The organism is Paenibacillus sp. MDMC362, from assembly GCF_003269305.1.
Taxonomy (GTDB): Bacteria; Bacillota; Bacilli; order Paenibacillales; family Paenibacillaceae; genus Paenibacillus_AQ.
The window spans coordinates 31,553-58,538 of the sequence record NZ_QLYT01000023.1; the positions used below are offsets into that span (position 1 = coordinate 31,553).

General features: G+C 50.2%; 22 protein-coding genes and 1 riboswitch. Of the genes, 2 read left to right on the forward strand and 20 right to left on the reverse strand.

What is annotated here, in order from left to right:
- Positions 1 to 6: 6 nt before the first annotated feature.
- The 8 genes from DP091_RS12210 to erm all read right to left on the reverse strand — a co-directional run bounded on the left by DP091_RS12210 (position 7) and on the right by erm (position 7,044).
- Positions 7 to 1,935: a PAS domain S-box protein gene (locus DP091_RS12210; protein WP_113058571.1), complete on the reverse strand. Its 1,929-nt coding sequence runs from the start codon at positions 1,933 to 1,935 to the stop codon at positions 7 to 9.
- Between the two features lie 152 nt (positions 1,936 to 2,087).
- On the reverse strand, positions 2,088 to 2,825 hold the full coding sequence (locus DP091_RS12215; protein WP_113058572.1) for an SDR family NAD(P)-dependent oxidoreductase: 738 nt from the start codon (positions 2,823 to 2,825) through the stop codon (positions 2,088 to 2,090).
- The gene (locus DP091_RS12220; RefSeq protein WP_113058613.1) at positions 2,812 to 3,219 is read right to left on the reverse strand and encodes a MerR family transcriptional regulator; all 408 of its coding nucleotides are present in this window, start codon (positions 3,217 to 3,219) and stop codon (positions 2,812 to 2,814) included. The genes DP091_RS12215 and DP091_RS12220 overlap by 14 nt, the downstream gene beginning before the upstream one ends.
- A gap of 233 nt (positions 3,220 to 3,452) precedes the next feature.
- Positions 3,453 to 4,466 (reverse strand): phosphotransferase family protein, encoded by a 1,014-nt coding sequence (locus tag DP091_RS12225; protein WP_113058573.1) that lies wholly within the window; start codon positions 4,464 to 4,466, stop codon positions 3,453 to 3,455.
- A gap of 73 nt (positions 4,467 to 4,539) precedes the next feature.
- Positions 4,540 to 4,851, reverse strand: coding sequence for a CPBP family glutamic-type intramembrane protease (locus DP091_RS31870; RefSeq protein ID WP_258394499.1), 312 nt, complete (start codon positions 4,849 to 4,851; stop codon positions 4,540 to 4,542).
- A gap of 507 nt (positions 4,852 to 5,358) precedes the next feature.
- Positions 5,359 to 5,679, reverse strand: coding sequence for a thioredoxin family protein (locus DP091_RS12235; protein ID WP_113058574.1), 321 nt, complete (start codon positions 5,677 to 5,679; stop codon positions 5,359 to 5,361).
- Positions 5,676 to 6,053 (reverse strand): MerR family transcriptional regulator, encoded by a 378-nt coding sequence (locus DP091_RS12240; RefSeq protein ID WP_113058575.1) that lies wholly within the window; start codon positions 6,051 to 6,053, stop codon positions 5,676 to 5,678. Before DP091_RS12240 ends, DP091_RS12235 begins: the two co-directional genes overlap by 4 nt.
- A 124-nt stretch (positions 6,054 to 6,177) precedes the next feature.
- Positions 6,178 to 7,044 carry a 23S ribosomal RNA methyltransferase Erm gene (gene erm, locus DP091_RS12245; RefSeq protein WP_181469790.1) on the reverse strand — a complete coding sequence of 289 codons (867 nt, stop codon included), beginning with the start codon at positions 7,042 to 7,044 and terminating at the stop codon, positions 6,178 to 6,180.
- A 346-nt stretch (positions 7,045 to 7,390) separates the two neighbouring features.
- On the opposite strand from erm, the gene DP091_RS12250 reads away from it, so the two are divergent.
- Positions 7,391 to 7,819 (forward strand): GNAT family N-acetyltransferase, encoded by a 429-nt coding sequence (locus DP091_RS12250; protein ID WP_113058577.1) that lies wholly within the window; start codon positions 7,391 to 7,393, stop codon positions 7,817 to 7,819.
- Positions 7,820 to 7,883: 64 nt separating this feature from the next.
- Here DP091_RS12250 and DP091_RS12255 read toward each other — a convergent pair whose 3' ends face one another.
- From DP091_RS12255 to rlmD, 3 genes are all read right to left on the reverse strand, one after another.
- Positions 7,884 to 8,588: a DNA alkylation repair protein gene (locus tag DP091_RS12255; protein WP_113058578.1), complete on the reverse strand. Its 705-nt coding sequence runs from the start codon at positions 8,586 to 8,588 to the stop codon at positions 7,884 to 7,886.
- Positions 8,589 to 8,791: 203 nt separating this feature from the next.
- The gene (locus tag DP091_RS12260; protein ID WP_113058579.1) at positions 8,792 to 9,367 is read right to left on the reverse strand and encodes a 50S ribosomal protein L25; all 576 of its coding nucleotides are present in this window, start codon (positions 9,365 to 9,367) and stop codon (positions 8,792 to 8,794) included.
- 365 nt (positions 9,368 to 9,732) lie between these two features.
- The gene (gene rlmD, locus DP091_RS12265; protein ID WP_113058580.1) at positions 9,733 to 11,334 is read right to left on the reverse strand and encodes a 23S rRNA (uracil(1939)-C(5))-methyltransferase RlmD; all 1,602 of its coding nucleotides are present in this window, start codon (positions 11,332 to 11,334) and stop codon (positions 9,733 to 9,735) included.
- A 231-nt stretch (positions 11,335 to 11,565) separates the two neighbouring features.
- On the opposite strand from rlmD, the gene DP091_RS12270 reads away from it, so the two are divergent.
- The gene (locus DP091_RS12270) at positions 11,566 to 12,339 is read left to right on the forward strand and encodes a sporulation protein (RefSeq protein ID WP_113058581.1); all 774 of its coding nucleotides are present in this window, start codon (positions 11,566 to 11,568) and stop codon (positions 12,337 to 12,339) included.
- An 80-nt stretch (positions 12,340 to 12,419) separates the two neighbouring features.
- On the opposite strand, the gene DP091_RS12275 is transcribed toward DP091_RS12270, so the two are convergent.
- The 9 genes from DP091_RS12275 to DP091_RS12315 all read right to left on the reverse strand — a co-directional run bounded on the left by DP091_RS12275 (position 12,420) and on the right by DP091_RS12315 (position 26,980).
- Complete coding sequence (locus DP091_RS12275; protein ID WP_113058582.1) at positions 12,420 to 13,094, reverse strand: GntR family transcriptional regulator; 675 nt, start codon at positions 13,092 to 13,094, stop codon at positions 12,420 to 12,422.
- Positions 13,095 to 13,214: 120 nt separating this feature from the next.
- Complete coding sequence (locus tag DP091_RS12280) at positions 13,215 to 14,015, reverse strand: Nif3-like dinuclear metal center hexameric protein (protein WP_113058583.1); 801 nt, start codon at positions 14,013 to 14,015, stop codon at positions 13,215 to 13,217.
- Positions 14,016 to 14,125: 110 nt separating this feature from the next.
- Positions 14,126 to 15,751, reverse strand: coding sequence for an ABC transporter substrate-binding protein (locus DP091_RS12285; protein WP_113058584.1), 1,626 nt, complete (start codon positions 15,749 to 15,751; stop codon positions 14,126 to 14,128).
- A 46-nt stretch (positions 15,752 to 15,797) separates the two neighbouring features.
- Positions 15,798 to 16,670 (reverse strand): carbohydrate ABC transporter permease, encoded by an 873-nt coding sequence (locus DP091_RS12290; RefSeq protein WP_113058585.1) that lies wholly within the window; start codon positions 16,668 to 16,670, stop codon positions 15,798 to 15,800.
- 13 nt (positions 16,671 to 16,683) lie between these two features.
- Positions 16,684 to 17,649 (reverse strand): ABC transporter permease, encoded by a 966-nt coding sequence (locus DP091_RS12295; RefSeq protein ID WP_113058586.1) that lies wholly within the window; start codon positions 17,647 to 17,649, stop codon positions 16,684 to 16,686.
- Positions 17,650 to 18,185: 536 nt separating this feature from the next.
- The gene (locus tag DP091_RS12300) at positions 18,186 to 19,187 is read right to left on the reverse strand and encodes a DUF4179 domain-containing protein (protein ID WP_113058587.1); all 1,002 of its coding nucleotides are present in this window, start codon (positions 19,185 to 19,187) and stop codon (positions 18,186 to 18,188) included.
- 61 nt (positions 19,188 to 19,248) lie between these two features.
- Positions 19,249 to 19,791, reverse strand: a complete 543-nt coding sequence (locus DP091_RS12305; protein ID WP_113058588.1) for an RNA polymerase sigma factor — start codon at positions 19,789 to 19,791, stop codon at positions 19,249 to 19,251.
- 205 nt (positions 19,792 to 19,996) lie between these two features.
- Positions 19,997 to 20,977, reverse strand: coding sequence for a DMT family transporter (locus tag DP091_RS12310; protein WP_113058589.1), 981 nt, complete (start codon positions 20,975 to 20,977; stop codon positions 19,997 to 19,999).
- Positions 20,978 to 21,113: 136 nt separating this feature from the next.
- A riboswitch (FMN riboswitch) is annotated at positions 21,114 to 21,277 on the reverse strand.
- A gap of 600 nt (positions 21,278 to 21,877) precedes the next feature.
- Positions 21,878 to 26,980: a choice-of-anchor I family protein gene (locus tag DP091_RS12315; protein ID WP_113058590.1), complete on the reverse strand. Its 5,103-nt coding sequence runs from the start codon at positions 26,978 to 26,980 to the stop codon at positions 21,878 to 21,880.
- Between the last annotated feature and the right edge of the window lie 6 nt (positions 26,981 to 26,986).

A 26,986-nucleotide genomic window follows, 5' to 3' on the forward strand; every position in this document is an offset into this window, starting at 1 on the left:
ATCTGTTTAGGCTTGAGACATATCTCGCTCAGCCAGAAACTTATCGATAATGCCCGAGATAATATTCATGCTGACAGGCTTGCTTACATACTCATCCATGCCCATCCCTAAATATTTCTCGCGATCGCCCTTGATCGCATGGGCCGTGACGGCCACGATAAAAGGCTGTTTTTCGGACGATGCCGATTCTTTTATGAGCCGGACCGCTTCCGTTCCATCCATGAAAGGCATCTGAATGTCCATGAATACAATGTCATACGAATAACGCTCGAAGGCTTCAACTGCCTCAAGCCCATTCTTGACAGCAGTCGAATTGTATCCCAGCTTCTCAATCATTTTCTTGAGGACTAACTGATTCACCTCATTATCCTCGGCAATCAAAATTTTCAGATCGTTTCCTGAGGAATGATTCTCATGAACGGCCCCGTTCTCCTGTTGATTGCGATCATTCGACTTAAACGAAAAATCAACCGTAAACGCAAAGACAGACCCCGGCTGGTTCTGATTCTTCTCATACCAGATATCTCCGCCCATCAACTTCACGAGTTTTTTGCAGATCGCCAGCCCCAGCCCCGTTCCTTCCACCTGGCGGGTCATATAGTGGTCCACTTGGTAAAAGGGTTCAAATAGCTGCGCAACCTTATCTCTCGACACACCTATGCCCGTATCCATAACGGAGAATTTGATTAGAACCGATTCCCCCTGGTTCTCGACACACTGCACAGCGATGGAGACGGCACCATTAGGCGTAAATTTAATGGCATTACTAAGCAGATTCATCAAGACCTGTCTCAGCTTGGTCACATCCCCGTAAACCTGACTCGGGACGTCCGAGGCTACGGATGTGGTTACCTCAATATTTTTCTCCAGCGCCTTCGGAAGAATCAGGTTCAATGTCTCGGACAAAGCCGTTCTTAGATTAAATGTTTCCTCTACTAGTTCCGTTCTGCCTGATTCGATTTTTGAAAAGTCCAAAATATCATTGATGATGTTCAGAAGGGTTGTCCCGCTTTTCTTAATGATCTGTACATAGTCCCGCTGCTCCTCATCAAGATCTGTCTCAAGTATCAAGTCCGTCATCCCGATAACACCGTTCATCGGCGTACGGATCTCATGGCTCATCATCGCCAGAAACTCGCTCTTGGCTTTATTTGTCTTCTCAGCTGCTTCCTTCTCGATGATGAGCCTTTTCTGCTCTGTCATATCCTTGGCAATAATGTAAAAGCCCACATTCTTGTTATGAATGACAATCGGCGCTAAGGTAGCAAGTACTTCGACTGTATGCCCGTCCTTGTGATGGATAACGTTAATGCCCTTCTCGACAGCAACATAATCCGCCATAGGAGAAAGTATACGAGCAAGATGACGTTCACCGATCAAATTTGAAATCCGGGTTCCAATTAATTCCGGAATTTTAAAACCGGTCAGCTGCTCTGCCATCTGGTTCCCGTTAATGATCCCTCCCTCCAGATTGAAGGAAATGATCGCATCATGGTTATACTTCTTCAGCGAGGTATAGCGTTCAATGCTCTCCTGGAGCCTTTGCTCGGCAACCTTGCTGTTGGTAATATCAACAATTTGCGAAATGAAAAACAACGGAGTTTGATCCTTTTCGTCACGAACCAAAGAAACGTGCATCGATGCCCAGATTCCACGGCCGTCTCTATGTACGAATTGTTTTTCCACCGCAATGTTTGAGGACGTCTCGTTAAAGGATTGAAACAGCTTATCTTTATTGTTAATGCAATCAGAATAAATATAATCGGTCGCCGGCTGTGCCATCAATTCATCTTCCGTCAAGCCAAACATTTTGCAAGCCGCAGGATTTACGCTGATCCAGTTTCCATCTATCGTAACCAGGGCAATGCCAATTGGAGCACTTTTGTAGACATGTTCAAACAAAGCCTGATGACCAAAAATGTTGATATCACTCATACTCTGCACCTCCTGATACCGATTATTATACATCAGCGTCTTCGAAATGGGGCTTTTTCAGAGTATTTTTATATTGCTAATCAATAGCAGCGTCATCCATCGGTAAATCAATCAATAGACGTCAACCCTTGCATAGCGAAATTTACATCACATCACCAAGCGATTCGCCGCCGCTCACGAAAATACTCCCCGCCAGGTCCATCATCCTCCATCGTCGCCAGCCATACTGCCGTATCAGCCCCTTCTGCAACGGTTAACGGAGCATCCTCACCGCCCATATCGGTCTGAACCCGGCCCGGGCAAACTGCGTTTACCTTAATGCCGATACCGGCTACCTCCTGCGAGACGAGGCAGGTTAACGCATTCAGCATCGTTTTGGAGATACGGTAAGCCGAGGACGACCCTTTTAAACCGTAACCATCTTGCATGATTTCGAAAGCGCCAAGACCGGAAGAGATGTTTACGATACGTCCGTAATGATGCTTCTTCATCAAAGGGATCGCCGCCTGCGTCATACGCAAAGCACCAAAAAAATTCGTCTCCAGCGTTTGGCGCACGACCGACTCCCCTACATCCAGCACAGAAACCCCTCGGTCCAAAATAACCCCGGCATTGTTCACCAGCACGTCAGGGCCGTAGTCTGACTGTATTCGCTCCATCATCCGTGCCACATCGCCGATTTCGTGGACATCCGCCACCTGCAGCTTTACATGGAGCCCGGTCGCAAGCAATTCCTGGACAGCTGACCTCCCCCTCCCTTCGTCCCGGGATGTAATGATCACCTGAAGTCCTTTGGCGGCAAGCTGCCTTGCAATCTCTTTTCCAATTCCGCGGTTGCCCCCCGTTACGACAGCAACTCGCTTCACAACCGGTCCATCAACCTTGTTCATTACGCCGATCCCCCTTGTTCAAAATAGCCTCCCATGCCGTAATGTTTTTCTGCAAATGGATTTCAGCCTGCTTCAGCAGCTCGATCTGCAGCTGGATTTCATCCAGCTTCCGTTTACCTACATCAATCGCATTCGGAAGACATTCGATCCTGGGCTGCTCATCAAACGCACATTGGAAAAAACTCATAATCTCCTTCACCGTCAATCCCAGGCTAAAATACATCTGGATCAGCCGAACCCGCTCGAAATCCGTCTCCCTATATTCACGGTAGCCATTATTCTGACGGTCCGGAGACAATAGTTCCTTCTCCTCGTAATAACGCAAGGAACGCAAACTTACGCCCGTTTTACGTGACAACTCACTAATATGTACACGCAGCAGCTCCTTTTTCATTCGGTTAACCGCATTGTAAACCATCACATGATGTGAAGGTCAATCCGGAATTCCACCAGCATATAAGATAACGTCTATCGAAGTACTCTATAAGAAGACAGACCGCATGTAGATGTTGTTTTTCTTGCGATACTAGGTAGGCCATGCTTCGAAGTTTATACTTTCTGATATCTAAAAAAAAGAACAGAGCCAAAGTCTGCAATGACCGCTCTGCCCTTTTATCATACAATCCACTATTTCAAGTAATCCATGGCATAAACATAATCCTTTGCCCATTCGGAAAAAGCAAGCCTCGGATCCCAAGTAACTGCACCAATCGCTTTGGCACATCCCCAATCCAGTATACGCTGATGGAGCATATGCACTCTAAATCGATCAACAAAGCCTTCCTTAATGGCAGAACCCAGCAAGTACATCTGTACAAAATGCCGAGCTGCTTCCTGTTCCTCGAAATCCCAGTACATAATCACCATCTTGGGCAAATCCGCTGCTCCATCCCCAAAATATCCGGCCGTAAAATCAAAAATGCCGCTGATTCGCCACTCCTGACGATCCGTATCATACGCTACCAGCATATTCTCTGCCTTGAAATCCCCCATAACAAAAGTGGGGGAGCAATGCTTATCGAACGCATCCGCCGAGGCACGCAGCACCTCTTCAACCCATTCCGTATCGGCTCGGGTGATCTGGGAATATTGCTTGGCATCCTGTAACCAAAACCGAATCCGGTTGTAGAGCCACTCTTTATAAGATCCCTCAAACGGGCGGATCTTTAGTGTTTGCGGGTCGAGCTCGCCATACTGATTCACTGTCCAGCCGTGCATTTCATTTAAAATATTGGCTGCTGAAGAGGCAATATCCATTCGATCCGCTGCGCCAAGACTTGCTCTACATTGTGGATCATTCATATGTACGCCATGAAGACGGGGCATGATCGCGTAACTCCAGCCGAAAATATCGCCGGACGCATCCAGCAGATATGGGGCCGATAAAGGCAGTGATGTATATTTTTGCAAATAGTCCGTATAAAATTTCTCTTCAGCGAGCTGCCCTGCATAAAGGGGATTTCCCTTCAATACATAGCTTCCTTTGCTCGAGTTAATGAACAACGTCTGATTTCCTACTCCCTTAGACGTTTTCTCAGCTGAAATGAGGTTCCCTAGATTGTGTCTGTCCAGCATGGTCTGGAGCTGCTCATCCGTTACATGACCGATGGGGTTGGTTGAGAAAAAGATTTCTGTTGTCAGTTAAAACGCCTCCCTAAAATTTTCCACCGCCTTGCAAGGCGTATATTTATCCGCAAACAAATCTAATCCTTCATCAGATGATCTCAAACAGCATAAATCCGATGGTATTAATGGCAAAATTCGCAAACATATGGACCATCCAGGATGCGTAAATATTGCCGCTGCGCTCATTCAACCAGTTAAATAGTAGGCCCGCGACAACCAGACCGGCGATTAACAAGAGGAACAATCCTACCGAGAACCAGCTGGACATCATCGCAATATGGTACACGGCAAAGGCCCCGGCACTGAATAGGTAAGCAAACCGTCGTCCGACCTGCTCTTTAGCGTGAAAAAAGCAAACCCGCGGAAAAAGAACTCCTCCAGCAGTGAATTCGCAATCGATATGTACAGGGCTACAAACATAAAATTGCCCGCGTTTACCCCCAGGTTCTCCTGTAAGGCTCCTGTTACGTTGGTGAAATCAAATAAAGGGCTCAACCAAAAATATCCGCCGAGGATGATCGTGAATACGCCGAATCCCAGCAGCAAGGACATCAGGAGGCTTTTTCTCTCGAAAGTGAACAGCCTGCGAAACGGTACCCCGCCGGCGATCACGGCGTATCCAATCGGTAATGTCAGAAACAGGATGATCTTGATGGCGGATTTTACGGCATAATCCGGACGGATCACCGCGTCTACCAAGCTCATGGCAAGACAGCTCAGTACGATGATAGTCAGAAGTAATATGATTTTCCTTCTCGTTCTCATGAAAGTATCTCCTTCGCCAGCGTATTACGGTCGCTATATAAGAATTCGCTACACGGTGCATAATGCCCTCTGCCTCAATAGAAAACGCCTCTGTGTCATTAAACAACAGAGGCGTTTTCGCTCAATCAATCTATATTCGATTCTATGAGACATAACGGCCTAGCGCCGCTTGGTACACACTCTTAGGTCGAAGTCCAATCAGTTTGTCTGCCGGTTCTCCGTTATGAAACACGATCACCGTCGGCATGGACATAATACCGAATTGAGCGGCAAGCTCCGGGGATTCGTCACAATCCACCTGATAGACATCCAGGCGACCCGCTTCTTCCTGACTCAGCTCTTCCAGAATGGGTAGCAGCACCTTGCACGGCGGGCACCATGTGGCTCCAAATTCAACCAGCGTGACTCCATTCTGTTTAATTGCGTCTTGAAAGCTGGCTGCATCTATTCGTGGTAAACTCATTTGCATTCCTCCGCTTCTTCCGATTCTCGTTCCTCCAGAATCGATTGCATGCGTTCCTCCAGATTCATCTTGATATGGTTCAGCTGGTGGATTTGCGCATCGATCTCTGCAATTTTTTGACGAAAAATCGGAAACACTTCCGCGCAAAACGCCTCTTTATTTTTCAAGACGCAATGCAGGAAACCCGCGATCTGCTCGGTGGACAATCCCAGATTCAAATATAACTGGATGGTACGCACCTGTTCTTCTGCGAGAATCGAATACTCCCGGTACCCGTTCTCGCTGCGAACCGGCATAAGCAATCCTTGCTGTTCGTAGTATCGAAGCGAACGGATGCTGACGCCGGTACGGGCTGCAAGTTCTCCGATTTTCATGCTTTTTCGCCTCCTGGATGAACGATTCGATTTCATTGTAAACCCTGACACTAGTGTCAGGGTCAAGCGAATTCTGCGAATATTTTATAAATGATCGTATTAGAAACGACGGATATCCCCGTTATTATTCTCTTTTTTTGGATTTCCCTTTAGAGGATGCAGTTAATTTGGGCCAACGGTTCGAAGGCACATGCTGGAGCATCGTATGGAATACAGTCCCCCACTGCTCTTCGTTCAGCCTCCCGATGGGGAGCTCCCGATCCACCCCCAGCATTCGGACCAGCTTCGTAATCTGAGGAGGCGTGAACACGCCCGCCAGAGACGCGAATAACGGCAGCCTCGGGTCCCGCAATCCGTAGGCTGCCAGCGCTCTAAACTTCGGTTGATGCTGCGTGGTAATGAGCGGCTTTTTCCTCCGGTTGATGGCTAGAATAGCGGAATCCACTTTTGGAGGCGGCGCAAAATGTTGAGGCGATACGGTCCGCACGAGCCGCATGTCATAATGCATCCTCCAGCTTAAGATACGCGGATCTTGAACCGGAACTGCCGTAAAACGTTTGGCTGCCCCCTTCTCCACAAGCAGTACGGCTCGCTGCAGCGGCACGCCGGGATGATCCAGCAGCTTCGCCATGATCGCTGTGGTGATCGAATACGGAATATTCGCCACGACGGCAAACGGACTTTTCGGAAGAGGAACCTCCAGGAAATCAGACGGCTTAACGCGAATGTTGCTGCCATCTTTTATCTTGCTGAACAGTTTATCAATAAACGCCGGATCTGTCTCGATCGCGAGCACGTGTGCCGCCTTCTCTGCCAGCGGAAAGGTTAATGCCCCTGTGCCCGCCCCGATATCGAGAACGGTATCGGTGGATCGGATCCGGGCCAAATCGATCATCTCATGAATCAGCCGTTTGCTGATTAATAAATGCTGAGCGGAAAAGTTAGACGGTTTCTTCGGCTTTTTCCGACTATTTTTATTATGTTTAAACACAAAAAAGCACCTCATTCATTCGTATAGTAATGAAAAAGGCACAGCACAAATAATCCTTCGCATTTTTACATGAAAATGGATGGATTTAGATGGTCTGTACCTTCATTAACGAATACGTATGAATGCGATGCAACACATGTAAGGACAATCCTCCCTTAGATGAAGCGAATCAAATAACAACCTCAGTATAGCATAGGCATCCCGTTGCCTCACGGGTACATTCTTTTAAAAAGATTTTTTACCGCCGATCCACTCGAAAGCTATGATATCTTGAGAAGGATAGGAATAAACCGATTTCGTATCCTACACATACCACAGATCCGGCATACTAGAAGGAGCAAACCTTATGCATATCTATTTTACTAATGAAACTGCAGAATCAAACAGCGCCGACCTAAATTACGTAAGGAACGAAATGATTAAGTATAATCTCAAGCATTTCCCAGACGACTTAAAGGGCCGTTATCAGGAAGTCAACCTATTATTGAGGAATGCGGACGATCAGATTATGGGCGGAATTGTGGGGGAAATATGCTGGAACTGGCTGGAGATCCACTACTTGTTCGTAGACGAACCTTTCCGTAAATCGGGATATGGCACCAAGCTGTTACGCGAGGCGGAAAAATTAGCAATCGATAAGCAATGCGAGTTCGTTAAATTGGATACGTTGAGCTTCCAAGCCTTGGATTTTTACATCAAGCAGGGGTATGAGGTATATGGCCAGATCGAGAATGCCGGACGGCATACGCATTACTATATGAAAAAGGATATTTAAAAGAAGGCGGCAAAACACCGCCTTCTTAAGGTTTTCCATCAAATCTGCCGATTAAAAACATGGTTTAACATCTCACATACTTGCGTTTAAAACCTAGTTTCCCTCTCTCGACTTCTTTCCTGATGCTTTCGGAAGCGTTCAGGAACTTGCTCTTATTGTCCCGCTTCATTTCTACCGGTCCTACGGCCTTTGCGGTCTCAACCGCCTTATCATGAAGCGGCAAATAGGATATGGCTGCGGTGTACACGAAATTATTCATTGCGGATTTCGTTCGGTCCGGAGACTCGTGAATGGTCTTTTCCACCAGTTCGAGCATGGCCGAAATTTTACTCTCCGGGAACTCACGATCCGGTCTGCTGCCGAGCAGCCAGCAGTAACAGCTCCACCCCGCCGACATTCTGAGCTCTTCGCCGCTAGCGATCCATTGATCGGCCACGTCTTGCGCAATATCTGCCTCTGCCAACGTTACGGCAACCACATAATCGGACAGCATATAAAAATAGGCCGCATCCATCCAGCGATTATAATCCGCTGCCGTCATCGCTTTAGGGTCTGCAATGATGCCGGCAAAGTACATGGCGTCATAGTTTCCGGTGGCATAAAGCTGCTCAGCCAGAGGCTGATTGATTTTAATTTTCTTGGCCATCGGCTTCATGGCTCCCGTCGCCACGCCAAAGAGCGGTTCACGCGCCCCGTTGGACAGATACATTTTCTTGAGCCGTTCCTTGCCGAGTGCTTCAAGCTCTGACATAACGGATTCTGCATTCATGGTTCGACACTTCCTTCATTGGCTTAGTATGCAGCTGCCGAATAAGGGCAGGCCGCAGTTCACATGACTTGAGTGTACAATAATAATGACGGACAAGCCTAGTCTCACTTGATGGAAAGTTCCGGATTCTGTTCAAATTTTACGCAAAAAACCGGCGATCGCTTCCCGATGGAGTATCGGGAAGTAATCGCCGGCAGCAGAAATTACATAGCCTCCGGTTGCTCCGACTGGACTTTCGGTGTCACCACCGACACGAGCAGTTCGTTTGCCGAAGAGATCAGCACGACCCCGTCGGGTAGTTTAAGATCCCCGACGTGTAAGGAATTCCCGATATCCAGTTCGCTGATATCAACTGGAATGATGGCAGGAATACGGTCAGGGAAAGACTCAATCTCGATGAACGTGCTTTGAATTTGGACGACGCCTCCAAGTTTGGCTCCCTTGGCGGCGCCGAAGTAATCGAGATTTACTCTCGTCCGAACAACTTCATTTATATTGATGCGCAAAAAGTCGACATGAATGTATTCACGAGTAATTGGATCACGCTGAACGGACTCCAGCAAAACCGGAAGCGGCTCCCGATCGTCAAAACGGAGCTCAAGGATTCCTCCCTTGCCGTTCCTTGCCCATTTGCCGAATTCTTTGGCGGACAGTTGAATCATCATATTGTTTTCCCCTGTGCCAAATACAACCGCCGGAATTCGTCCCGAAAGACGAAGCTGCTTAAGTCCAGTTTTGTTCATCGCGGCGCGCATTTCTGCTCGTAAATTCACTCTCATCTCAACAACACTCCTCAGATTATCGTTATTTGGGTGCACTCTCCATCGATCGTCCATAATGAACTACGGATTTCTCCCCCCGTAGCGGGGAAATCAGGAGCACCATTGCATCACCTCCAGATAGACATTTAATGTAAAACGGCTATAAATATGCGAGAAGGCACCTCGTCCCAAGGGAACGAAATGCCTAATTACTTGCTACCATATCATAGAAAATGAGTGTTGTCGACCGAAGCGGACTGGAATTGGTCAATATTCACTACAAACGGTCTTGTTCCATAATCTTGTAATCTGATGTCTCAAGTGTCCTGCTATAACAATGAAAAAAGAGGGGCTCTTTCGCCCCTCTTTGCAATATCTCCGCTTTAATTGTCTTTCCTGATCAACAGCGTTACCGCCTCCACATGGCTTGTCTGCGGGAACATGTCGACCGGCTGCACCCAATCGAGCTCATAACCGCCGTCAAGCAGCACCTTGCAATCTTTCGCCAAGGTCGAGGGATTGCAGGATACGTACACAAACCGCTTCGGCTTGGTGCGGAGCACCGTCTCCAGGAAGCGCGAGTCCAGGCCGGTACGCGGCGGGTCGGCAATGATGACGTCCGGCTTCAAACCCTCCTTGACCCAGCGCGGCAGCAGTTCCTCTGCCTGACCGACGTGAAAGCTCGCATTAGCCCGTCCGTTTCGCTGCGCATTGGCCTTGGCATCCTCGACGGCTTCGGGGATCGTCTCGATCCCGCGAACCTCCTGGGCATAAGGCGCAAGCCACAGGCCGATCGTGCCCGTTCCGCAGTAGGCGTCGATGACGGTTTCCCTCCCCGTCAATCCGGCTGCCCCCCGGACGGACTCATACAGCTTGACCGTCTGCTGCGGATTCAGCTGAAAGAACGCTCTGGGCGACAGCGAGAATTGCAGGTCACTCAGCGATTCCTGCATGCTCTCGGCTCCCCACAGCGAAATTGTCCGGTCTCCGAAGATGAGTGAGGTTTTCTTGGGGTTAATATTGAGTGAAATCCCGCTCACCTCCGGAATGGTAAGGCGCAGCATGCGAACGAGATCATCCTGCCTTGGCAGTTTGCTTCCGGCCGTGACCAGCGTCACCTGAAGCTCCCCGGATTGGAAGCCGTGACGAACCACAATCGTCCGAACGCCGTCCTTGTTTCCATTCTCCTTGTGCAGCGGAATCCGCAACTCTTCGAGGACGGATTTGACCTTCTCCACCGCTTCATTCACCTTCGGATGCTGAATCGGGCAGCCGCTAATGTCCACAATCGTATGGCTGTCCGCTTCATAGAGCCCTGCGATCACTTCGTGGCCCTTCCGTTTCAGCTGCAACTGCGCTTTGTTCCGGTAATTCCATGGGTGCTCCATGCCGAGGATCGGCTTAAACTTCACATCGTCCCGTCCTGCATACCGGCTGAACGCCTCACGGACAATATCCGTCTTAGCCTGCAGCTGTCCCTCATAGGAGATATGCTGAATTTGGCAGCCGCCGCAGATGCCGAATACCGGACAAGGAGGTTCTATCCGGTAAGGCGATCGCTTCTCCACTTCTACCAGCTGTGCCTTGATAAATTTAGGCTGGACCTCTTTCACCTCGGCTTTGACAACTTCGTTCGTGATTGCTCCGTCAATAAACACCGCCTTGCGGCGGTAATAACCGACCCCTTCGCCGTTAATGCCAAGCCGTTTGATCGTAACGACAATGATGTCGCCTGCTTGCAGCTCATCCGCGTGCTCACGTCCGGATGAAGGCCGTGGCCCGCGTACCCCTTGCTTATATTTATCGAACGGTTTCGTCTTCGAATACGATGAAGCCGATAACGAATCCTTGTTCTTCCTATGTTCACGCTTAAAAGCCGGCTTGGCCCCTGTTTGGTTCGCTGCCGCCTTATCACCCGGCTTCTTTCCGTATGCCGTCGATTTGTTGTTTTTGGTTCCTTGTCCGGAACGTCGTTGTTCGCTCATGCCTTGAATGCTCCATCCTTAATGGTATCGTGTCCAATATACCATGCCGAACCTGCGAATGCTAACGGGCTGTATTTTCCCCCCTGATTTCATGGCTATTCTCCAGCTTCCTGGGCGTCAATATCTTCACTGCGCAAAACCGCAAAAAAATATTTTTGCAATACGGAAACCAGAGGCGATCTTCTAGCGTATAATTCCATTATCATACATTCTCTTATGGAGGTATCTTTTATGTCGTTTTTTAACAAAATGCTAGCCAGTGTAGGAATTGGAGCAGCCAAGATCGATACGCATCTCGAAAAATCCTCCTATTATCCAGGTGAAGAAGTCCGCGGCGTCATTCACATTAAAGGAGGAAACGTAGAGCAGACGGTCGACCGTATTTACTTGAAAGTGATGACGGAATATACCAGGGAAAGCGACGACAAGAAGTACATAGAATCCTATACCCTTGCCAAAATCAATGTCTCCAGCAGCCTCACGTTGAAGCCTGGCGATCAACAGGAAATACCATTCTCTTTTGCCCTGCCGCTGGAAACGCCGCTCACCATTTCGCGGCAGCCGGTATGGATCCATACCGGCCTTGATATCGATAATGCCATCGATCCGAAGGACCGTGATTTTATCGACGTTGAACCGAACGAAGGCGCATCCGTTGTCTTTGACGCCGTGGAAGGGCTTGGCTTCAGCTTCAAAATGGCCACATGCGAATATCACCCGAGATTAGGCCAGGGCGTTCCTTTTGTGCAAGAAATTGAATTTTATCCTGGCTCCTCTTATGCCGGCCATATTCAGGAGCTTGAATTGATTCTGTATCCGGAGCAAGACGGAATTTCCGTCCTGGTCGAAGTCGACCGCAGAGGCAGAGGGGTATCAGGCTGGCTCCAGCGATCCCTTGATATGGATGAGCAGCACTCCTGGGTTACCCTGGATCAACAGGATCTCGAGCAAGGACCATCTCATGTGGCTCAAATTCTTGACGGTGTTATCCGTAGATCGATCTAATGAAAAAAATGGCCCGCAAGGCTGGTCGCTTGATCCCAAGTGACTCTCCTGCGGGTCATTGTTTTTATAAATAAAGCTAGTTAAATAAAATAATGCGGGTAATTCTCGCGTAAAATATCCTGCTCCACAACGACAAGACGCAGATGGCGCTCCATTACGTTCATGGCCTGCTCCGCTTGTTTATTAACGATCAGCTGATACATTTCCTTATGCTGCGAGATGATATTCTCCCAGTTAGAGTCCTTCGACAGGCGAAGCAGTCGCAAGCGGTTGAAATGAATGTTCAGTTGCTGCAGCATCTTCCAGGTCCGTTCTTTGCCCGTACCCTCAAACAGAATTTGATGAAACTCCTCGTCCAGCTCAAACAGCTTATAGAAATTATGGTTTCCGGCGCATATGTCCTGAAGCGCAATATTGGTTTCCAGACGGAATCGGAACTCTTCGGGGAAAAATTCGCAGGCGAGCGCCACGATTTCCTTCTCGATCTTCTCCCTAATAAACCGGCCTTCCTCAACATGCCTGAGATTAATACGGGATACGATTGTCCCGCTTTGCGGAATAATGTCGAGCAGTTCCTCCTCGGCAAGTTTCATGAACGCTTCCCGGACCGGCGTTCGGCTGACGTTCAATTCATCCGCAATTTCCTTTTCCGAGATTTTCGTACCCGGCTCCAGCTCCAGATGGAATATCCGGTCTTTCAGCAGTTGATATGAATACTCCCTGGTAGAGCCTTTAATCTTTTGCTCTGTTGACATATGTCGTTACCTCTTTCTCTTATGCTCAAGTGTTCTTTTTGCTTACGCTATAAGATTCGGCTGATCGCATCGCTTCTTATTCGGATGGCTCTTCCGATACCGTTGAAGTTATTTCTCCCTCTATATTACCTGAATCAAGGGCACGGGCGGTATATAATGTACGGGGATCTGCGGAAAAAGCTCGCGGAGCAGTTTGGCCGCGCAGGCCATACCGGGCTCCTCGCTGGCGGCATGACCAAGCAGAATCATGGACGGGTTCCGGCCTTGCGCCGCTGCATCGCCGATATATTCGGGTGTCTCCCATTCCGGGCCTTCGCCGGCGATAAGCAGATCCAGCCGCTCATTCACGCAGAGGGGAACGGCATGCGCGCCGCCGCCACGGTAGCCGACGGTTATGCCGATTCTGGAGCATATTCCGCCTCGATTCCCGACATAACGAAGATACGGAAGATTCAGCTTTCTTTTTATATCTTCTGCAATCTCCTGAACTGTCAGTCCTTCGGGCAGTGCGACTAGGGCAGCTGTAGGTAGGTACCTATCGATATAGGGTTCCCAGTCCAGTGCCTGAACCAATCCCTGTGTAATCATATCGGGGACATACCTGTGAGGCGCATCATGAAACCGGTAAATCGTCAGATTGCCGGATTGGATCAGATCTATTTTATCCTGATGGACAGAACTCGCCTGCATTCCATCCACTCCATCCTCATGGTGGCTGTAAAAGATCCCCTCATGGGTGATCACAAGGTTTGCTCCCGCCTGTACGGCTCTCTGCAAAACCGAAAACGAGGCGGCGAACGTGACGGCGATGCCGTGAACCATGGCATCCGAGCTTCCGGCTACAACCCTGTCCACCGTGGATTCAAGGCGTCCCGCTGGTTCGGTTAATCGGTTGATTACGTCTTGAACGGTCACACTCAATTAAGAACAACCTCCTTGTCGTCAACATTGCAGGGTGGATCATCATAACCGTCCGAACCTCCAAACAGGCTGCCTTTCCATAAAGAAACGGCAGCCTGTCGATCCGTTAGTTATTGTTGCTCGTTATATTTTTTATAAGTCTTATTCGCAATCTCTAAGTATTGTCCCACGCCCTGGCTATCCAGCTCCTTCACGAACTTGTCGTACTCGGCAAGATCGCGGTCGCCCAGAATGAACTTCAGCGTGTTCTGATCCGTGTAGTCCTTCAGCGGGGTGCTCAAAAGCGTCACTCGCTCGCGTTCTTCGACCGAGTACGGAATCGGCGGCTCCGGCTTCACGACGGTTTTTGTTTCGCTCATGCTCTTCTGGAACTGCTGCTCTTCCTCGCTGAACATGGATTGAAGCAGCTCGGTCGTGCCGCCGTACGCAAACACGCCGCCCGAGAAACCGTGCTCAATCCGCAGATCCTTCGTGCCCTTCGGATTCAATCCGTTGTAGTTAATGTCGTCCATCAGCTTGCGTACGCCGCCTTCCTTGGTATACGTTACGCCTTCGACGCCCCACTTCGTAAATTCCTGTCCCTCGTCGCTATAGTAGAGCCAGTCGATAAACTGCAGGATGGCTTTAAAATGCTCGCTCTCTTTCACTTTGGAAGAGATCATCACCCCGTTCTCGAGTCGGCTGCCGGACATCAGCTGGCCAGCCGGGCCGCCGGGAACCGTGATTTTGCTGATCGCATACTTGCCTTCGCCCAGCGTTTTGTCCATATCGTTGCGATGCTGCACTACGGTCTGGGAGTTGCCGTTAATGATGAAGGATTTGCCGGTCACGAACTTTTGCACGGCCTGGTCGTCATCCTGGGTAAAGCTCTCTTTGTCCAGCAGTCCTTCATCCACCAGCTTGTGGAAGTAGGTCAGCATGTCCTTATATTCATCCGTTGCCGCCGTGTACACAAATTCATCCGTATCTTCCTTATACGTTAGTCCGCTGCCGTAGCCCCATCCGCCCTTGGTGCCGAAGCCCGTAGCCGCGATGTTCAGCGTACTGTTGAATTTGAAGCGATCGGAGAACGGCGTAACGTCCGGGTACTCCTGCTTCAACTGCTTCATCGCCGTATATAGCTCATCCCAGGTGGTCGGAATTGCGATGTTATGCTTTTCGAAAATATCCGTGCGCACGATCAGCGTATAGTCCGGCCACACCGCTTCATGGAGGCCCGGGAGCACATAATATTTTTTGTCCTCCTGGCGAAGCCCTTCCAGTTCGCTTTCCATGTCCCATTTCTCGATCTTGTCCTTGAAGTTCGGCATTAGATCAATATAATCGCTGATCGGAAGAATCGCACCGGAAGCCACGAACGCGGATTCCTCCCCGGGGTAAGTCTTGGGAATGACCAGCGGCGCATCGCCGGAGCTGATCAGCAGACTGCGCTTTTGGCTGTAATCGCTCATCGGCACGATCGTCGGCTTCAAGGTCACGTTCGTCATTTCTTTTATTTTAGCAAAAAGCATCCAATCCTGCTTGTAAGGATACGCCGGCTGGTCGCTATAGAGGATGGACAGGTCGAACGGCTCCGTCGCTTTGAACGCATCGCCTACGGCGTAGGTTTCCATGGCGCCCTTATCCTGGATGTCGGCCTCTTTACCGCCTGTTTTGTCGGTACACGCCGCCAAGATCGCAACGATTAACGATAGCAATAAAGCTTTGCCGGCAAACGATCGATGACTCTTTTTCACTTTCTCATTCCCCCCATGATATCAATAAAATGTCCTTACGGTGGTCCTATTGCTTTACGGAGCCCAGCATGATGCCGGTTACGAAATAACGTTGCACGAACGGATAAATCGTCAATATCGGCAAAATGGTCAGCACCATGGTCACCGATTTGATATTGGCGGATATCTGCGTCAGATTATCGGCCGAGGTGGCACCGGCGGAAGTCACGCCCGTTGCGCCCGCTATCATATTGCGCAAATAGATCGTGACCGGGAAGAGCTCCTTCTGATCCAGGTACAAAAAGGCCGGAAACCAGGAGTTCCAGTGCCCGACGGCATAGAAGAGAACCATGGTCGCGATGACCGCTTTGCTTAAAGGAAGCACGATTCGGAACAGCATGCCATACGTGTTCAAGCCGTCAATGGCCGCGGCTTCCTCCAGCTCTTCCGGCATATTTTCAAAAAAGGATTTCATGATGAGCATGTTATAGATGCTGATGGCTCCCGGGATTACGATGGCCCAGATCGAGTTGCTGAAGCCCAGGCTGTTAATGAGCACATAGTTCGGAATCAGCCCCCCGTTGAAGAACATCGTAAACACGGCAAACATCGTCAGGAACTTGCGTCCTACCAGTCGTTTCTTGGACAGGGCGTAAGCAAAAATCGTCGTTAAGAACATGGATATCGCAGTGCCGACCACGCTGTATACGACGGTGTTTTTGTAGTTCGTCCAGAACATGGCGTCTTTGGTGACGGTTTTGTAAGTATCGAGATTGAAGCCCCTCGGAATCAGGTTGACCCTTCCAGAGTTGATGTAGGACTCGCTGCTGAAGGATTGAGCGACCACGTTCAGGAAGGGATACAGCGTGATGAAGACAACGAACAGCAGAATGACGGCATTGCACACTTTGAACACCTTATAGGATCTTGACTCCTTCATAACCGCTCCCTCCTTACCATAAGCTTCGATCCGTCAGTCTTCGCGAGATCGCATTCACGGAGAATACCAAAATAAGCCCGATTACGGATTCGAACAGTCCAATAGCCGTGGCATAACTGAAGTTGTTCGATACGAGACCAACCCGGTACAGGTACGTCGATATCACGTCGGCCGTCTCATAGATGACCGGATTGTACAGCAGCAATATTTTCTCGAACCCTACCGCCAGGAATGCCCCCATGTTCAGGATCAACAGCGTCACAATCGTTGGCAGGATGCCCGGAATCGTGACAAACAGCGTTTGCTTCCAGCGGTTGGCCCCGTCGATTCTCGCCGCCTCATACAGCGATTCATCAATCGTCGTTAATGCGGCCAGATACAGGATCGCCCCCCAGCCCATGCCCTGCCAGATTTCCGACGAGATATAGATCGCCCGGAACCACTCGGCCCGCTGCATGAAATTGATTCGTTCCCCGTTAAAGAACTCCACGAGCGAGTTAACGGAGCCGTTGACCGACGTCAATTGCAGGATCATTCCGGCAACGATGACGATGGACAGAAAGTGCGGGAGATAAGAAGCCGTCTGGACGAATTTCTTGAACCGCTTGCTCTTTACCTCATTCAGCAGCAGTGCAAAGATGATGGGCACCGGAAACGTAAAGAGCAGGGATAACGCACCGAGCAGCAGGGTGTTCTTGAATACGTTCCAGAACGCCGGGTCATGGATAAACATGTTGAAATAATGCAGTCCTACCCATCTCTCCCCATAGATGCTTCCTCCGGGCATAAATCGCCTGAAAGCGATCACGTTGCCAATCATCGGTCCGTATTTAAAAATGAGCAGGTACATGACCGGTAAAATCAATAAGGAATACAGCTGCCAATCCTTCCGGACCAGGGCAGCGAGGATTTTAAGTTTCGGTCGTTTCTTGGCCGCTTTCACGGCTGGCAAGGAATGATGCGCAACTTTTGGCTCCATCGACGTTATTCACTCCAATCCGTATGGCCTCTTCTCATACCGCTTTCGTCATGGAATATGGCCGTGTTTCATGATTCAGCTCCATTCAATACTCGCGAAGAAATCGCTTTCAATTATTGTGGCTATAAGCAGGTTGCAGCGTTACGGCAGGTAATATCCGTCCTTCTATTGACCCCCCTCCAATATTAAGCGCTTACAATACTGGTTTAACCAATAGACTCCCGTATCTTGGACGTTAGACCGACAAAGTGATCCAGCCGCTTCTCCAACCTATGTTGAGAGTCACATTTCACCATACTAGTATAACTAGTATGGTAGTTGGTTTCATTTTAATGGACGTTTTCTCCAATTTCAATACATTTTTTTCTCATGAATCATATTTCGGTCCGAAGCCTCAAAAAAGCGGCAAACGCATCAGGCCATAGCCTAAATGCGCTTGCCGCTTTCGGATTCCATCCCTGCTGAGGTATTCATCAAGTAAAGGGGCAGAAGTCATCACTTCTGCCCCTTGAGGTTCCTGCCACCTATATCTATATTTACTTCAACTCCGTCACGTTGCCGTCGATGCTGATGCTTTTGATGTCCACATCCCCCAGAAAAACGAGGTTATTCTTGCTGTCCAGATTATACAGCCACTGAAACCCGCTCTTTGTGGTACTTGTCGAGCTGACATGAAGCATCAATTCTGATCCGTCCGCGGCAATAACCTTAACCTCCGGCGTATATTCCGGCAATTTATCCAGCTCACCGTCGGTACGCTTGCCTTCGATAGCTACACCGATGGAAGAGACGCTAATCGTGCTGAGAGACAGTGCCTCCTCACCCTTATCAATCGCCATATTCAGACTCTGCTCTCTCTGCTTCCCGGGAGCAATGGTGAATTGTACATCCCAAGGGCCTTCAACGGCTTGGGTGTTGTCCGCTGACGCGATTCGATCGGCTGTGATCCGTGCCTTAAGCCCGTCGAGATCATCCATCGCATCGATCTCAAATACGCCGACAAGCTTTTTGTTATCGTCAAGAAGCTGCTGTCCCACCATATAACTCACATCATGTTCCGTTTTCAGCTCAAGTCCGGGTATCGATGCACCCACGGGGAATGGCGTGCCATCCTCTTTCATAAAGCTGACCACCAAATAACCGCTGTTGCCGACATAAACCCCTTCTTCCACATTCATGGTTACCCCGGACGCGGTATCCGTCCCTTGTATAGGTGACCGTTCGTCCTCCGCAATGGACGCGGATTGACCGAAGAACTGCTTCAAGCTATCCATGTATTGGCTCGCAAAAGCGGTCGTGCTAAGTATCATAATCATCGCGGCAGCGATAACGATACTGGCTTTATATTTTTTCGCTTTCCTGTTTTTAAACATCATCGTTTCCTCCTCTTGAATAAGGTCCATCGCTCGATTCTTGATGCGTTCCATACTGATTTGTTGTGTCAACTCGCGTTCCTCTTCCTCCGTTAGGAGGAGATTCTCCAGCTCCTGATTGTCGATATTGGCCATGATATCTACAATTCGCCGCTTCACTTGCATCCATCCCCTTTCGCTATCGATTCGAAGCTTCACTCCTATAGACACGGTCCTTATAGAAATCCTACGGATTCTCGGTTTCATAATGAATGCGCAGTTTGTCCTTTGCCCGGCGGATCCGGGCGGTGACGGCTTTCTCCTGCATATTCAGCCTGCTTGCAATATCTCGGACTTTCTCCAAATAGAAGTACCTGCGGATGAAGATTTCGCGATCCGGTTCCCCCATATCCTGGACCATGCCGCTAATCGCTTCCTTCTCCTGCCGCAGAATAGCCAATGCCTCCGCAGAAGGACAAGAAACCGCATCATCTTCCAATTCGGATTCAATGACCCGCTGTCTTTTTCGCAAAACATTCAAAGTATGATTACGCGCGGCTATGGCCAGATAAGGCTTGAGGCTATCTCCGCGCAGCATGATTTTGGGCCCGTCTGTCCACAGCTTGACCAGCACGTCCCCGGTGATTTCCTCCACATCGTAGGAATTAAACCGTCCACCAGCCACCTTGGCGACCACCGCGGCTATGTAACGTGAATAGCGGTCAACCAATGTTTCAAAACATTGCGGATCTTTTCGGGCAAGCCCGTCCAACAATGTCCGATCCTCCATGGATCCTCCCCCCTTTATAACCATCTCTTTTGGTTGAACCAAGCCATAAATCCGGTGCTACTATATAAGACACCGTAAATTCCGGAAACCCTACACATCTTTCAAAAAAATGATCCTTGCACCAGGCAAAATTACTGGATAGCTTGATGTAACGGCAAAAAAAGCCGACCCCACCCGGATCGGCTTTTTCTACACACGTATGATTTTATTGTAATTGCGGAGAAGCTTCGGATTGCTGCCTCGAAATGATAAACAGCACGAGCCAGATCAGAAGGAATCCAAGAAGCTGAGGACCAGTCACGATCTGCTGGAATACGATCCAGTTGATGAGCACGCCCACCATGGGGAAACTCAATTCCGCAAGTGTTGCCACGGAGGCTTTGGTCGTGGTTAATCCTTTATAATAAACCAGCAAGCTCAGGAGACCCGGCAGTAATGCCTGGCCGATCAGGTTCAGCGATACCAAGGCAAAGGCCCCGGTATTCCAGGCCGGCATATTCCATGCTGCCCCCTCGCTCCATGTAATGACGGTCAGGAGCGGCAGGGCAAGCACGAAGCGCAGCGAGGTTACCGTCTCGTATTTCAGTTTGCCTACCATCAGGCGCCCCATGACGGTTGAACCGCCCCAAAGCGCTGCTGCACCTAAGGACAAGAGACTGCCAACTTGAATAAACTCATTCCAATGGCCAATCGGCAAGGTTAAACCGAAGGTGAGTAAATACGTGCCCGCCAACGCGAAGATGAGCAGTATGCCGAAATGGCGCGGAAGCTTCTCTTTCAGAAGCAGGCTGGCCAGAATGATGGCAAACAGCGGCTGCAGCTTCTGAAGCAGCAGGACGGCATTCAGATTGCCGCTCGACAGCCCCATCGTGAACAATACGGTAGCCAATGCCGAGCCGCCCCAGGATATAAACAGCAGAGCACCGACATGATTCCAGCCTAGGCCTTTTAGTTCCTCCCGGTTCTTCCACAATACAGGAATTGCAATCAAGGAAATAATGATATGTTCAAGCAAAACGATCTGAGCCGAAGTCAAATTCTTCAGCAGAATGACCCGGAACAACGGGTCTACGCCCCATAGGGCGGCTCCCAAAACGACGAGCCAGAACCCTCCCTTAAAACGTCGACTTGCCTGTGTGTCGGAACCATAGGGTTTCACCTTGACTCCAGTATTAATATTACTCATCTTGCCCTCTCCTGTCTTGAATACGGAGGTCTTACTAGCAGAAAGCCCCCGTCATCGACATGTGTCGACGTAAACGGGGGCTGATCAAATAAGCCTGCGCCCGAATGGAAAATTTCGCATCCACGGCAAACTCATCTTTGATCTTCTCCCATCCGGACTTTACCGTCGGCCTTGGAATTGCACCAAGTCAGTCGCTGCGATCAAACACACCAGAACGCAGCGAGTCGCGGGCTGAGTTCGTTCACGCCGGAACGAAGCATCACCGCCGGTTAGGAATTTCACCTTACCCCGAAGATCCATATTCATGTTTTATTTTAGTAATGCATTCACACTAATCAATTAACCGATAATTCCTATGAGCTTAGTTGATATATTGAAATTATAACATGAATTCTTTCATGTAAATACATCTATTTTCAAAATAAGTGAAATTAGAGTTGAAAACAATGAAAAATCTCACGTTCAACCAAGACTTACTGAAAATTATACAGCAAGTATCGATTTGTTACCAGTATGTTTTTTTGGTATTTATTCATTTTATGTGATATCGAATATCTTCAGCTGGAACGGGTACCGACCCGGTTGAACCATATACTGAGGCATAGCCTAGTTCCTTACGGTTACCAGCTTTCCCTTATTCCCTTCTTCCTTCCTGCTCTTCTGGAGCAGCTGTTCACATCCGCCTTGGGCCGATTCGGCGTCCATCGTTTCACCTGACCCCAATATGTATATGCAGACGCAATGCGCATGAACTCACATCCTTTAACACTTACGGATATTATCGGATACCAGAGTACTTCTCTTTAACCGCTCGCAATTTACTTTGGTATAAAAAAACCGGCCCTAAGGTTTCAGCAACCTTAAGGCCGGTCTTATAATTCTAATGGATTCCTGCTTCGTTTAGTTCATAAATTTCAACGCTGCCAAAGTACGCTTCAGAACAAGTGCCGCTTGCGCACGGGTAACCGAATCGAGCGCTCCGAAATGACCCTGGTTGTCGCCCCGGAGGATGCCTTGCTCCGTAAGGCTGGCAATATGGGCAGCGGCCCAGGCAGGGATGGACGCCTGATCTTTGAATTCAATAATGGCATTCGCACCCTGATCCGATAGACCTGTCGGACTTACCGCCTCCATGGCCCGGGTGATCATCACAGCCATTTCGGCACGAGTCATGCTGGCATTGGGCGAGAAGGCACCGCCAGTGCCGCCCTCGATCAAGCCGTAACGCAACGCTGCCCCGATCTCGCCGGCATACGCGGAGGCATCCTGAACATCCTTGAATGCTCCGCTCTCGATGACCGGACTAAGTCCCATCGCGCGGACCAGCATAGCCGTAAACTCTGCTCGCGTGATTACCTTGCCCGGCGCGTACGAGTTAGCGTTAACTCCGTTCACGAGCAGCTTGGAAGCCATGGATTCGATTTCCTCTTTCGCCCAGTGGCCGTTTAGATCGGCAAAGGTTTTCTTATACTGCAGCAGTGCATAAATGCCGTTTCCTGCATGCTTCACTTCGATGGCCGGTTTACCATTCCATGTCGTCGCTGCAGCCGGTACAAATCGGAAGCTTCCCGCATCTGCGTCAAAAATTACAGCAGTGACCGAATTCGAAGCTGTCCCTGCCGGCAGCGGCAGGATGCGGCTGATGACGCGCTTCCCGAAATCCTTCTGTTCTTGCTCTGCGCCTGGTGCTCCAACCGCTACGGCAAACTGAAGCGCTCCGTTCGCAGCCATCGACGCGCCCATGGAAGCTGCCTTGGTTGTCATAGCATCCGCTACCTTGCTTGCTGCCGGAGCCACGGATACCTTCACTTGGATGCTGCCGGAGCCTTGTGCCGGCTTCAAAGCCTCATCCAAATGCAGAGCCGTTACTGGAAGACGGAAGGCGCCAAGTGCGGTCTCCAGCACCAGGGTCACATTCGAATTCCGTTCCATGGCAAGCTTCAGACCTGCTGCCGAAAGGGACAACTCGGCGGCACGGTTCAACTCCGGAGCCCGAATAATGAGTTCCTGCTGCCCGTTCGCAGACAATCCGGCAACCGCCTTCTTCCACGCTTCTTCCTTCACCGTAATGCGGTCCACTGCTCCGCCTGCATCACTTATATTCAGATCCTTGCCTGTCATTACGTTTGGCAATGATGTGTTTCCGCCAGCGGAAGGAGGATTAGGCTGTGATACCGGCGGTGTTACAGAACCGCCTCCCGACCCGCCTGATCCTGATCCAGGAGAAGAGCCGTCACCCGGATTCGCCGGTTTCTTCTGCTCCGTGATTCTCCCCTCGACTTTCGGCATGACCTTCCCGCCCAGCTTGTTCACATATTCCATGAAGATTTCATAATCCGGGTAACCCAGATCCTCGTTGTATTTTCCTTCGGCAATCGCATCGGCAAAGGATTTATATCCATCCCCGCCCTTGGCTACAAAGCTGTTCGTTGCCATCCGGTACGTCTCGGTCAATACCAGAGGTTTGTAGCTTCCGTCCTTCATGATCTGTACGTCGAACACTTTATCGCCTGCCGGAGCGCTAGGATCCCATTTGAATTTCATCCCGGCGATTTGCGGGAACTTTCCTGGCAGATCCGCCAGTTTGGCACCGCTTATTCCGTTTTCCAATCCGTCTTTCAGCTGCTGTCCGGTGACGTCCATAACAAACAGCGTATTTCCGAAAGGCATCACCGTACGCAGCCCGCCCATCGTGATTTCGCCCTCATCGATCGCGGCGCGAATACCTCCACCATTGGTAAGGGCAATATCAGCCTTCTTAAGCTCTTTGGCTTTAGCCAGCATGCCATCCGCAATCAGATTGCCGAGATTCGTCTCCTTGGAGCGGACATTCTCGCGTTTGCCGTCAAGTACGACGCCTGCAGTACCGATAACCTGCTTCATCAGTTCTTCCAATTCCGCTTTGTAAGGAGCCAGCATATCCTTGGCCTTCGCGTCTTCCTGGACCGTACTGTCTACCGGAATCAGCTTGCCGCCGAGTTCGCCTTCGCCAACGAGAACAACGCCGTTTTTGTCAAACTGCAGGTCTACCCGGCCGAGGAACTTGCCCCATTCATTCGCCTGCACGATGACGGTTGGTGTACCGTGTTGATTGTCCGTCACCACTTCCGGTGCATTGAGCGTCGTATGGGTATGGCCTCCGACAATGAGGTCGATGCCTTCGACGGCCTCGGCCAGCGCCTGATCTTTGGCGTAACCCAGGTGAGACAAGGCGATGATCTTATCAAGCCCGTCCTTCTCCATCGCTTCAACCGTTGCTTGGGCCGAAGTCACCGCATTGCGAAAGACCACGTCTTTCCCCGGGCTGGAGGTCTCGGCCGTATCCTCGGTCGTCAGGCCGAATACCCCGACCTTTTGGCCGTCAACCAGCAATGTCGCGTATGGATATACCCCGTTATTTGCCGTCGTCTTTGGCTGATCGGTATCGATCACCGCCGGCTTACGAATCAGGTGCGAAATGTTAGCATCCTGACTAAGATCCACATTCGCGCTGACAAGCGGGAAGTGCGCCTTGCTCACGAAATCTGCAAGCGTCTTGGTGCCTTGGTCAAATTCATGGTTGCCAAACGTCATCGCGTCATAACCCATATAATTCATGAAGGCCAGATCCGCCAGCCCAAACCATTTGGTGAAATACAGATCGCCGGAGAATACATCCCCTGCATCCAGCAGCAGGCTGTTCCCGCCTTCGCTTCGGACCTCCCGAACCAACGTGGCTCGTCTGGCCACTTCCGCCAGATGCGCATGCGTATCGTTGGTATGCATCACCGTTAACTTCCACGGTTCTCCATCCATTGAACCGTCCGTTACCTTAACCGGCACGACCGCTGATCCGTAGCCATCTTTGCTCAGGACGGTAATCACGGCTTCCCCTGCGGAGACCGGCGTGACCAGGCCGTTCTGGTCTACGGCAGCTACCGTTTCGTTGGAGGAACTCCAAGCCAGCTCGGTTGAACCGCCTTGAATCGGCTCCACGCTCGCATGCAATAGTTCGGGTGCGCCGCCTGGACTCAGTTTCAGCGATGTCTGGTCCAGCGTAATTTTGGTCACCTGGAGCTCCAGCAGGGCCACCGTCCCACTGACCTCATTAGCGACCAGCAGCAGCGGTCGTCCTGTCTTGCTGTCCGCGGCCGGAATAAAGTCCAGTCCCTCCGGCCCGGAATCCGACTCAATCCCGCCGTTAAAATCCCGTGTGTTGATATAGTTCAGAAACGCAGGATTGGATGGATTCGTTACATCATACGTCATAACCCCGCCAATGCGCTCCAGTCCGACAAAAGCCAGCGTTTTCTGTCCGACCTTACCCACGGCAACATATTCCGGTTCAGGTCCTTTCTTGGCGCTGCGGCTGTCCAGATCGGTTTTGTCATTGCTGGCATTGAAATGATCCGGCAAGCGCTCGGCCGTAATCTTCTCAAAATCACTGCCGCTGTCGTACACCTGGGACAAATCGGCTGCATTCCAGATGGAAAATGAGCGACCCCCATATAGATACAGTCCTCCAGTGCCCATATCGCTGGCAACTTCAACCTTGTCATAGGTGGTTCCCTTGTCAGCCAAAAATTGAGCTGCCTGAGACAACGGATCCAGACTAGGCTTCATTTTGCCAATGTTGCTTTCATTGCTTCGGTCATCCCAGCCGGTAGCGTCCCCTTCGTTCGCGGACAGGATATACTGCTGTCCGTTCACACTATAGGTCGCAATTCCGTCCGGCATATACATGCCGTAAAAAGGAACGTTCTCAAACTTGATTTGTCCATCCTTCAGGAGGTCGAGCTGATTCTCTGGTTGATTGAAATCTTTATACCCGAGCCCTTTGACCGATTGAATACGCTTCGCGGCGATATCGACCACAGCAATCGCATTGTTCTCCTGCAAGGCGACATATGCCGTCAGCTCATCCTCGGACAATGAGATGTATTCGGGTTCCAGATCACGAATCGCTTCAGCTTTGGTTCCGGTGCTGCGAATTTGCCCGTCCGCTTCCACAGGTCCGCGAATATGTACCTGATCGTCAATGATCGACGGGTCATCAAACTTCAGATGACTTGCTTCGCCTGATATGGTGTCGATAATGGTAATGCTTCCTTCCGGATCAGGAGCGGTCTCCGTACGAGGTTCGCCTTCATCCGCCGTCAGGATATAACGGCCATCGGACGTATACTTGACCATGTCCGGCTGGATGCCGGTTTCATAAGATTTGATCAAGCCGCCTTCGTAATCAAGTACCAGAACCTTGCCGGCTTTTGCATGATCCTGCTCCTGTACAGCGACCACAACCTGCTTCGTCTTGGTGTTGATATCCACGCTGGTCAGGTCCCCATACAGAAAACCGTCTGTGCTTGCCAAGTCTTCCACATTAATCTGCTTGTCCTTCAGCAAGCTGCCGTCAGTGCCAAGAGATACGATTTCGAGACTTGCCGGCTGGGTTGAACCATTGACTAGATAGAGCTTTCCATTATCTTTGTTGTATTTTACAATTTCCGCCACGCCGCCGTCCTTATTGGAGGTACCCACGGAATAATGTCCGATCATCCTCATGGCCAGCTTGTCAGCCACCGGATCTGGGCGATTCCCCAATACTTGCAATTTCACAAGCGACTGGGCCGTCGCAGGTACGGCTGCGCTATCCTGCACCGTTACCTCAACCGTATATTCGCCCTCTTGTCCAGCAGCAGGCGTACCCGTAATGAATCCTGTATCGGACGCGATGTCCAAGCCTGCCGGCAGACCCGTCGCCGAGAAGGTATACGGTGCTTGTCCACCATACACATCAACAGTCACCGTGTATGCCTCTTCTGCATGCGCATCCGGAAAAATCTTATCGGTAATGCCAAAATCAACGGCAGCGATAGCTGCATCTTGGGATGCTGTTTCCGCGCTGGCCTTCTGGAGTATCTCCTGTCCCTCTTCAGCCATCACGGTGCCTGCCGAAAATAAAGAGGCCATCGTGATTTCCGCCGCCATCAACAGCGAGACTACTTTCATGCTTTTATGCTTCAACTCTAT

What these genes read in the sequence shown, in the direction of transcription:
- DP091_RS12210 (WP_113058571.1), bottom strand. Translation starts at nt 1,935, where the DNA reads ATGAGTGATATCAACATTTTTGGTCATCAGGCTTTGTTTGAACATGTC.
- DP091_RS12215 (WP_113058572.1), bottom strand. Translation starts at nt 2,825, where the DNA reads ATGAACAAGGTTGATGGACCGGTTGTGAAGCGAGTTGCTGTCGTAACG.
- DP091_RS12220 (WP_113058613.1), bottom strand. Translation starts at nt 3,219, where the DNA reads ATGAAAAAGGAGCTGCTGCGTGTACATATTAGTGAGTTGTCACGTAAA.
- DP091_RS12235 (WP_113058574.1), bottom strand. Translation starts at nt 5,679, where the DNA reads ATGAGTTTACCACGAATAGATGCAGCCAGCTTTCAAGACGCAATTAAA.
- DP091_RS12240 (WP_113058575.1), bottom strand. Translation starts at nt 6,053, where the DNA reads ATGAAAATCGGAGAACTTGCAGCCCGTACCGGCGTCAGCATCCGTTCG.
- DP091_RS12250 (WP_113058577.1), top strand. Translation starts at nt 7,391, where the DNA reads ATGCATATCTATTTTACTAATGAAACTGCAGAATCAAACAGCGCCGAC.
- DP091_RS12255 (WP_113058578.1), bottom strand. Translation starts at nt 8,588, where the DNA reads ATGAATGCAGAATCCGTTATGTCAGAGCTTGAAGCACTCGGCAAGGAA.
- DP091_RS12260 (WP_113058579.1), bottom strand. Translation starts at nt 9,367, where the DNA reads ATGAGAGTGAATTTACGAGCAGAAATGCGCGCCGCGATGAACAAAACT.
- rlmD (WP_113058580.1), bottom strand. Translation starts at nt 11,334, where the DNA reads ATGAGCGAACAACGACGTTCCGGACAAGGAACCAAAAACAACAAATCG.
- DP091_RS12270 (WP_113058581.1), top strand. Translation starts at nt 11,566, where the DNA reads ATGTCGTTTTTTAACAAAATGCTAGCCAGTGTAGGAATTGGAGCAGCC.
- DP091_RS12275 (WP_113058582.1), bottom strand. Translation starts at nt 13,094, where the DNA reads ATGTCAACAGAGCAAAAGATTAAAGGCTCTACCAGGGAGTATTCATAT.
- DP091_RS12290 (WP_113058585.1), bottom strand. Translation starts at nt 16,670, where the DNA reads ATGAAGGAGTCAAGATCCTATAAGGTGTTCAAAGTGTGCAATGCCGTC.
- DP091_RS12295 (WP_113058586.1), bottom strand. Translation starts at nt 17,649, where the DNA reads ATGGAGCCAAAAGTTGCGCATCATTCCTTGCCAGCCGTGAAAGCGGCC.
- DP091_RS12300 (WP_113058587.1), bottom strand. Translation starts at nt 19,187, where the DNA reads ATGCAAGTGAAGCGGCGAATTGTAGATATCATGGCCAATATCGACAAT.
- DP091_RS12305 (WP_113058588.1), bottom strand. Translation starts at nt 19,791, where the DNA reads ATGGAGGATCGGACATTGTTGGACGGGCTTGCCCGAAAAGATCCGCAA.
- DP091_RS12310 (WP_113058589.1), bottom strand. Translation starts at nt 20,977, where the DNA reads ATGAGTAATATTAATACTGGAGTCAAGGTGAAACCCTATGGTTCCGAC.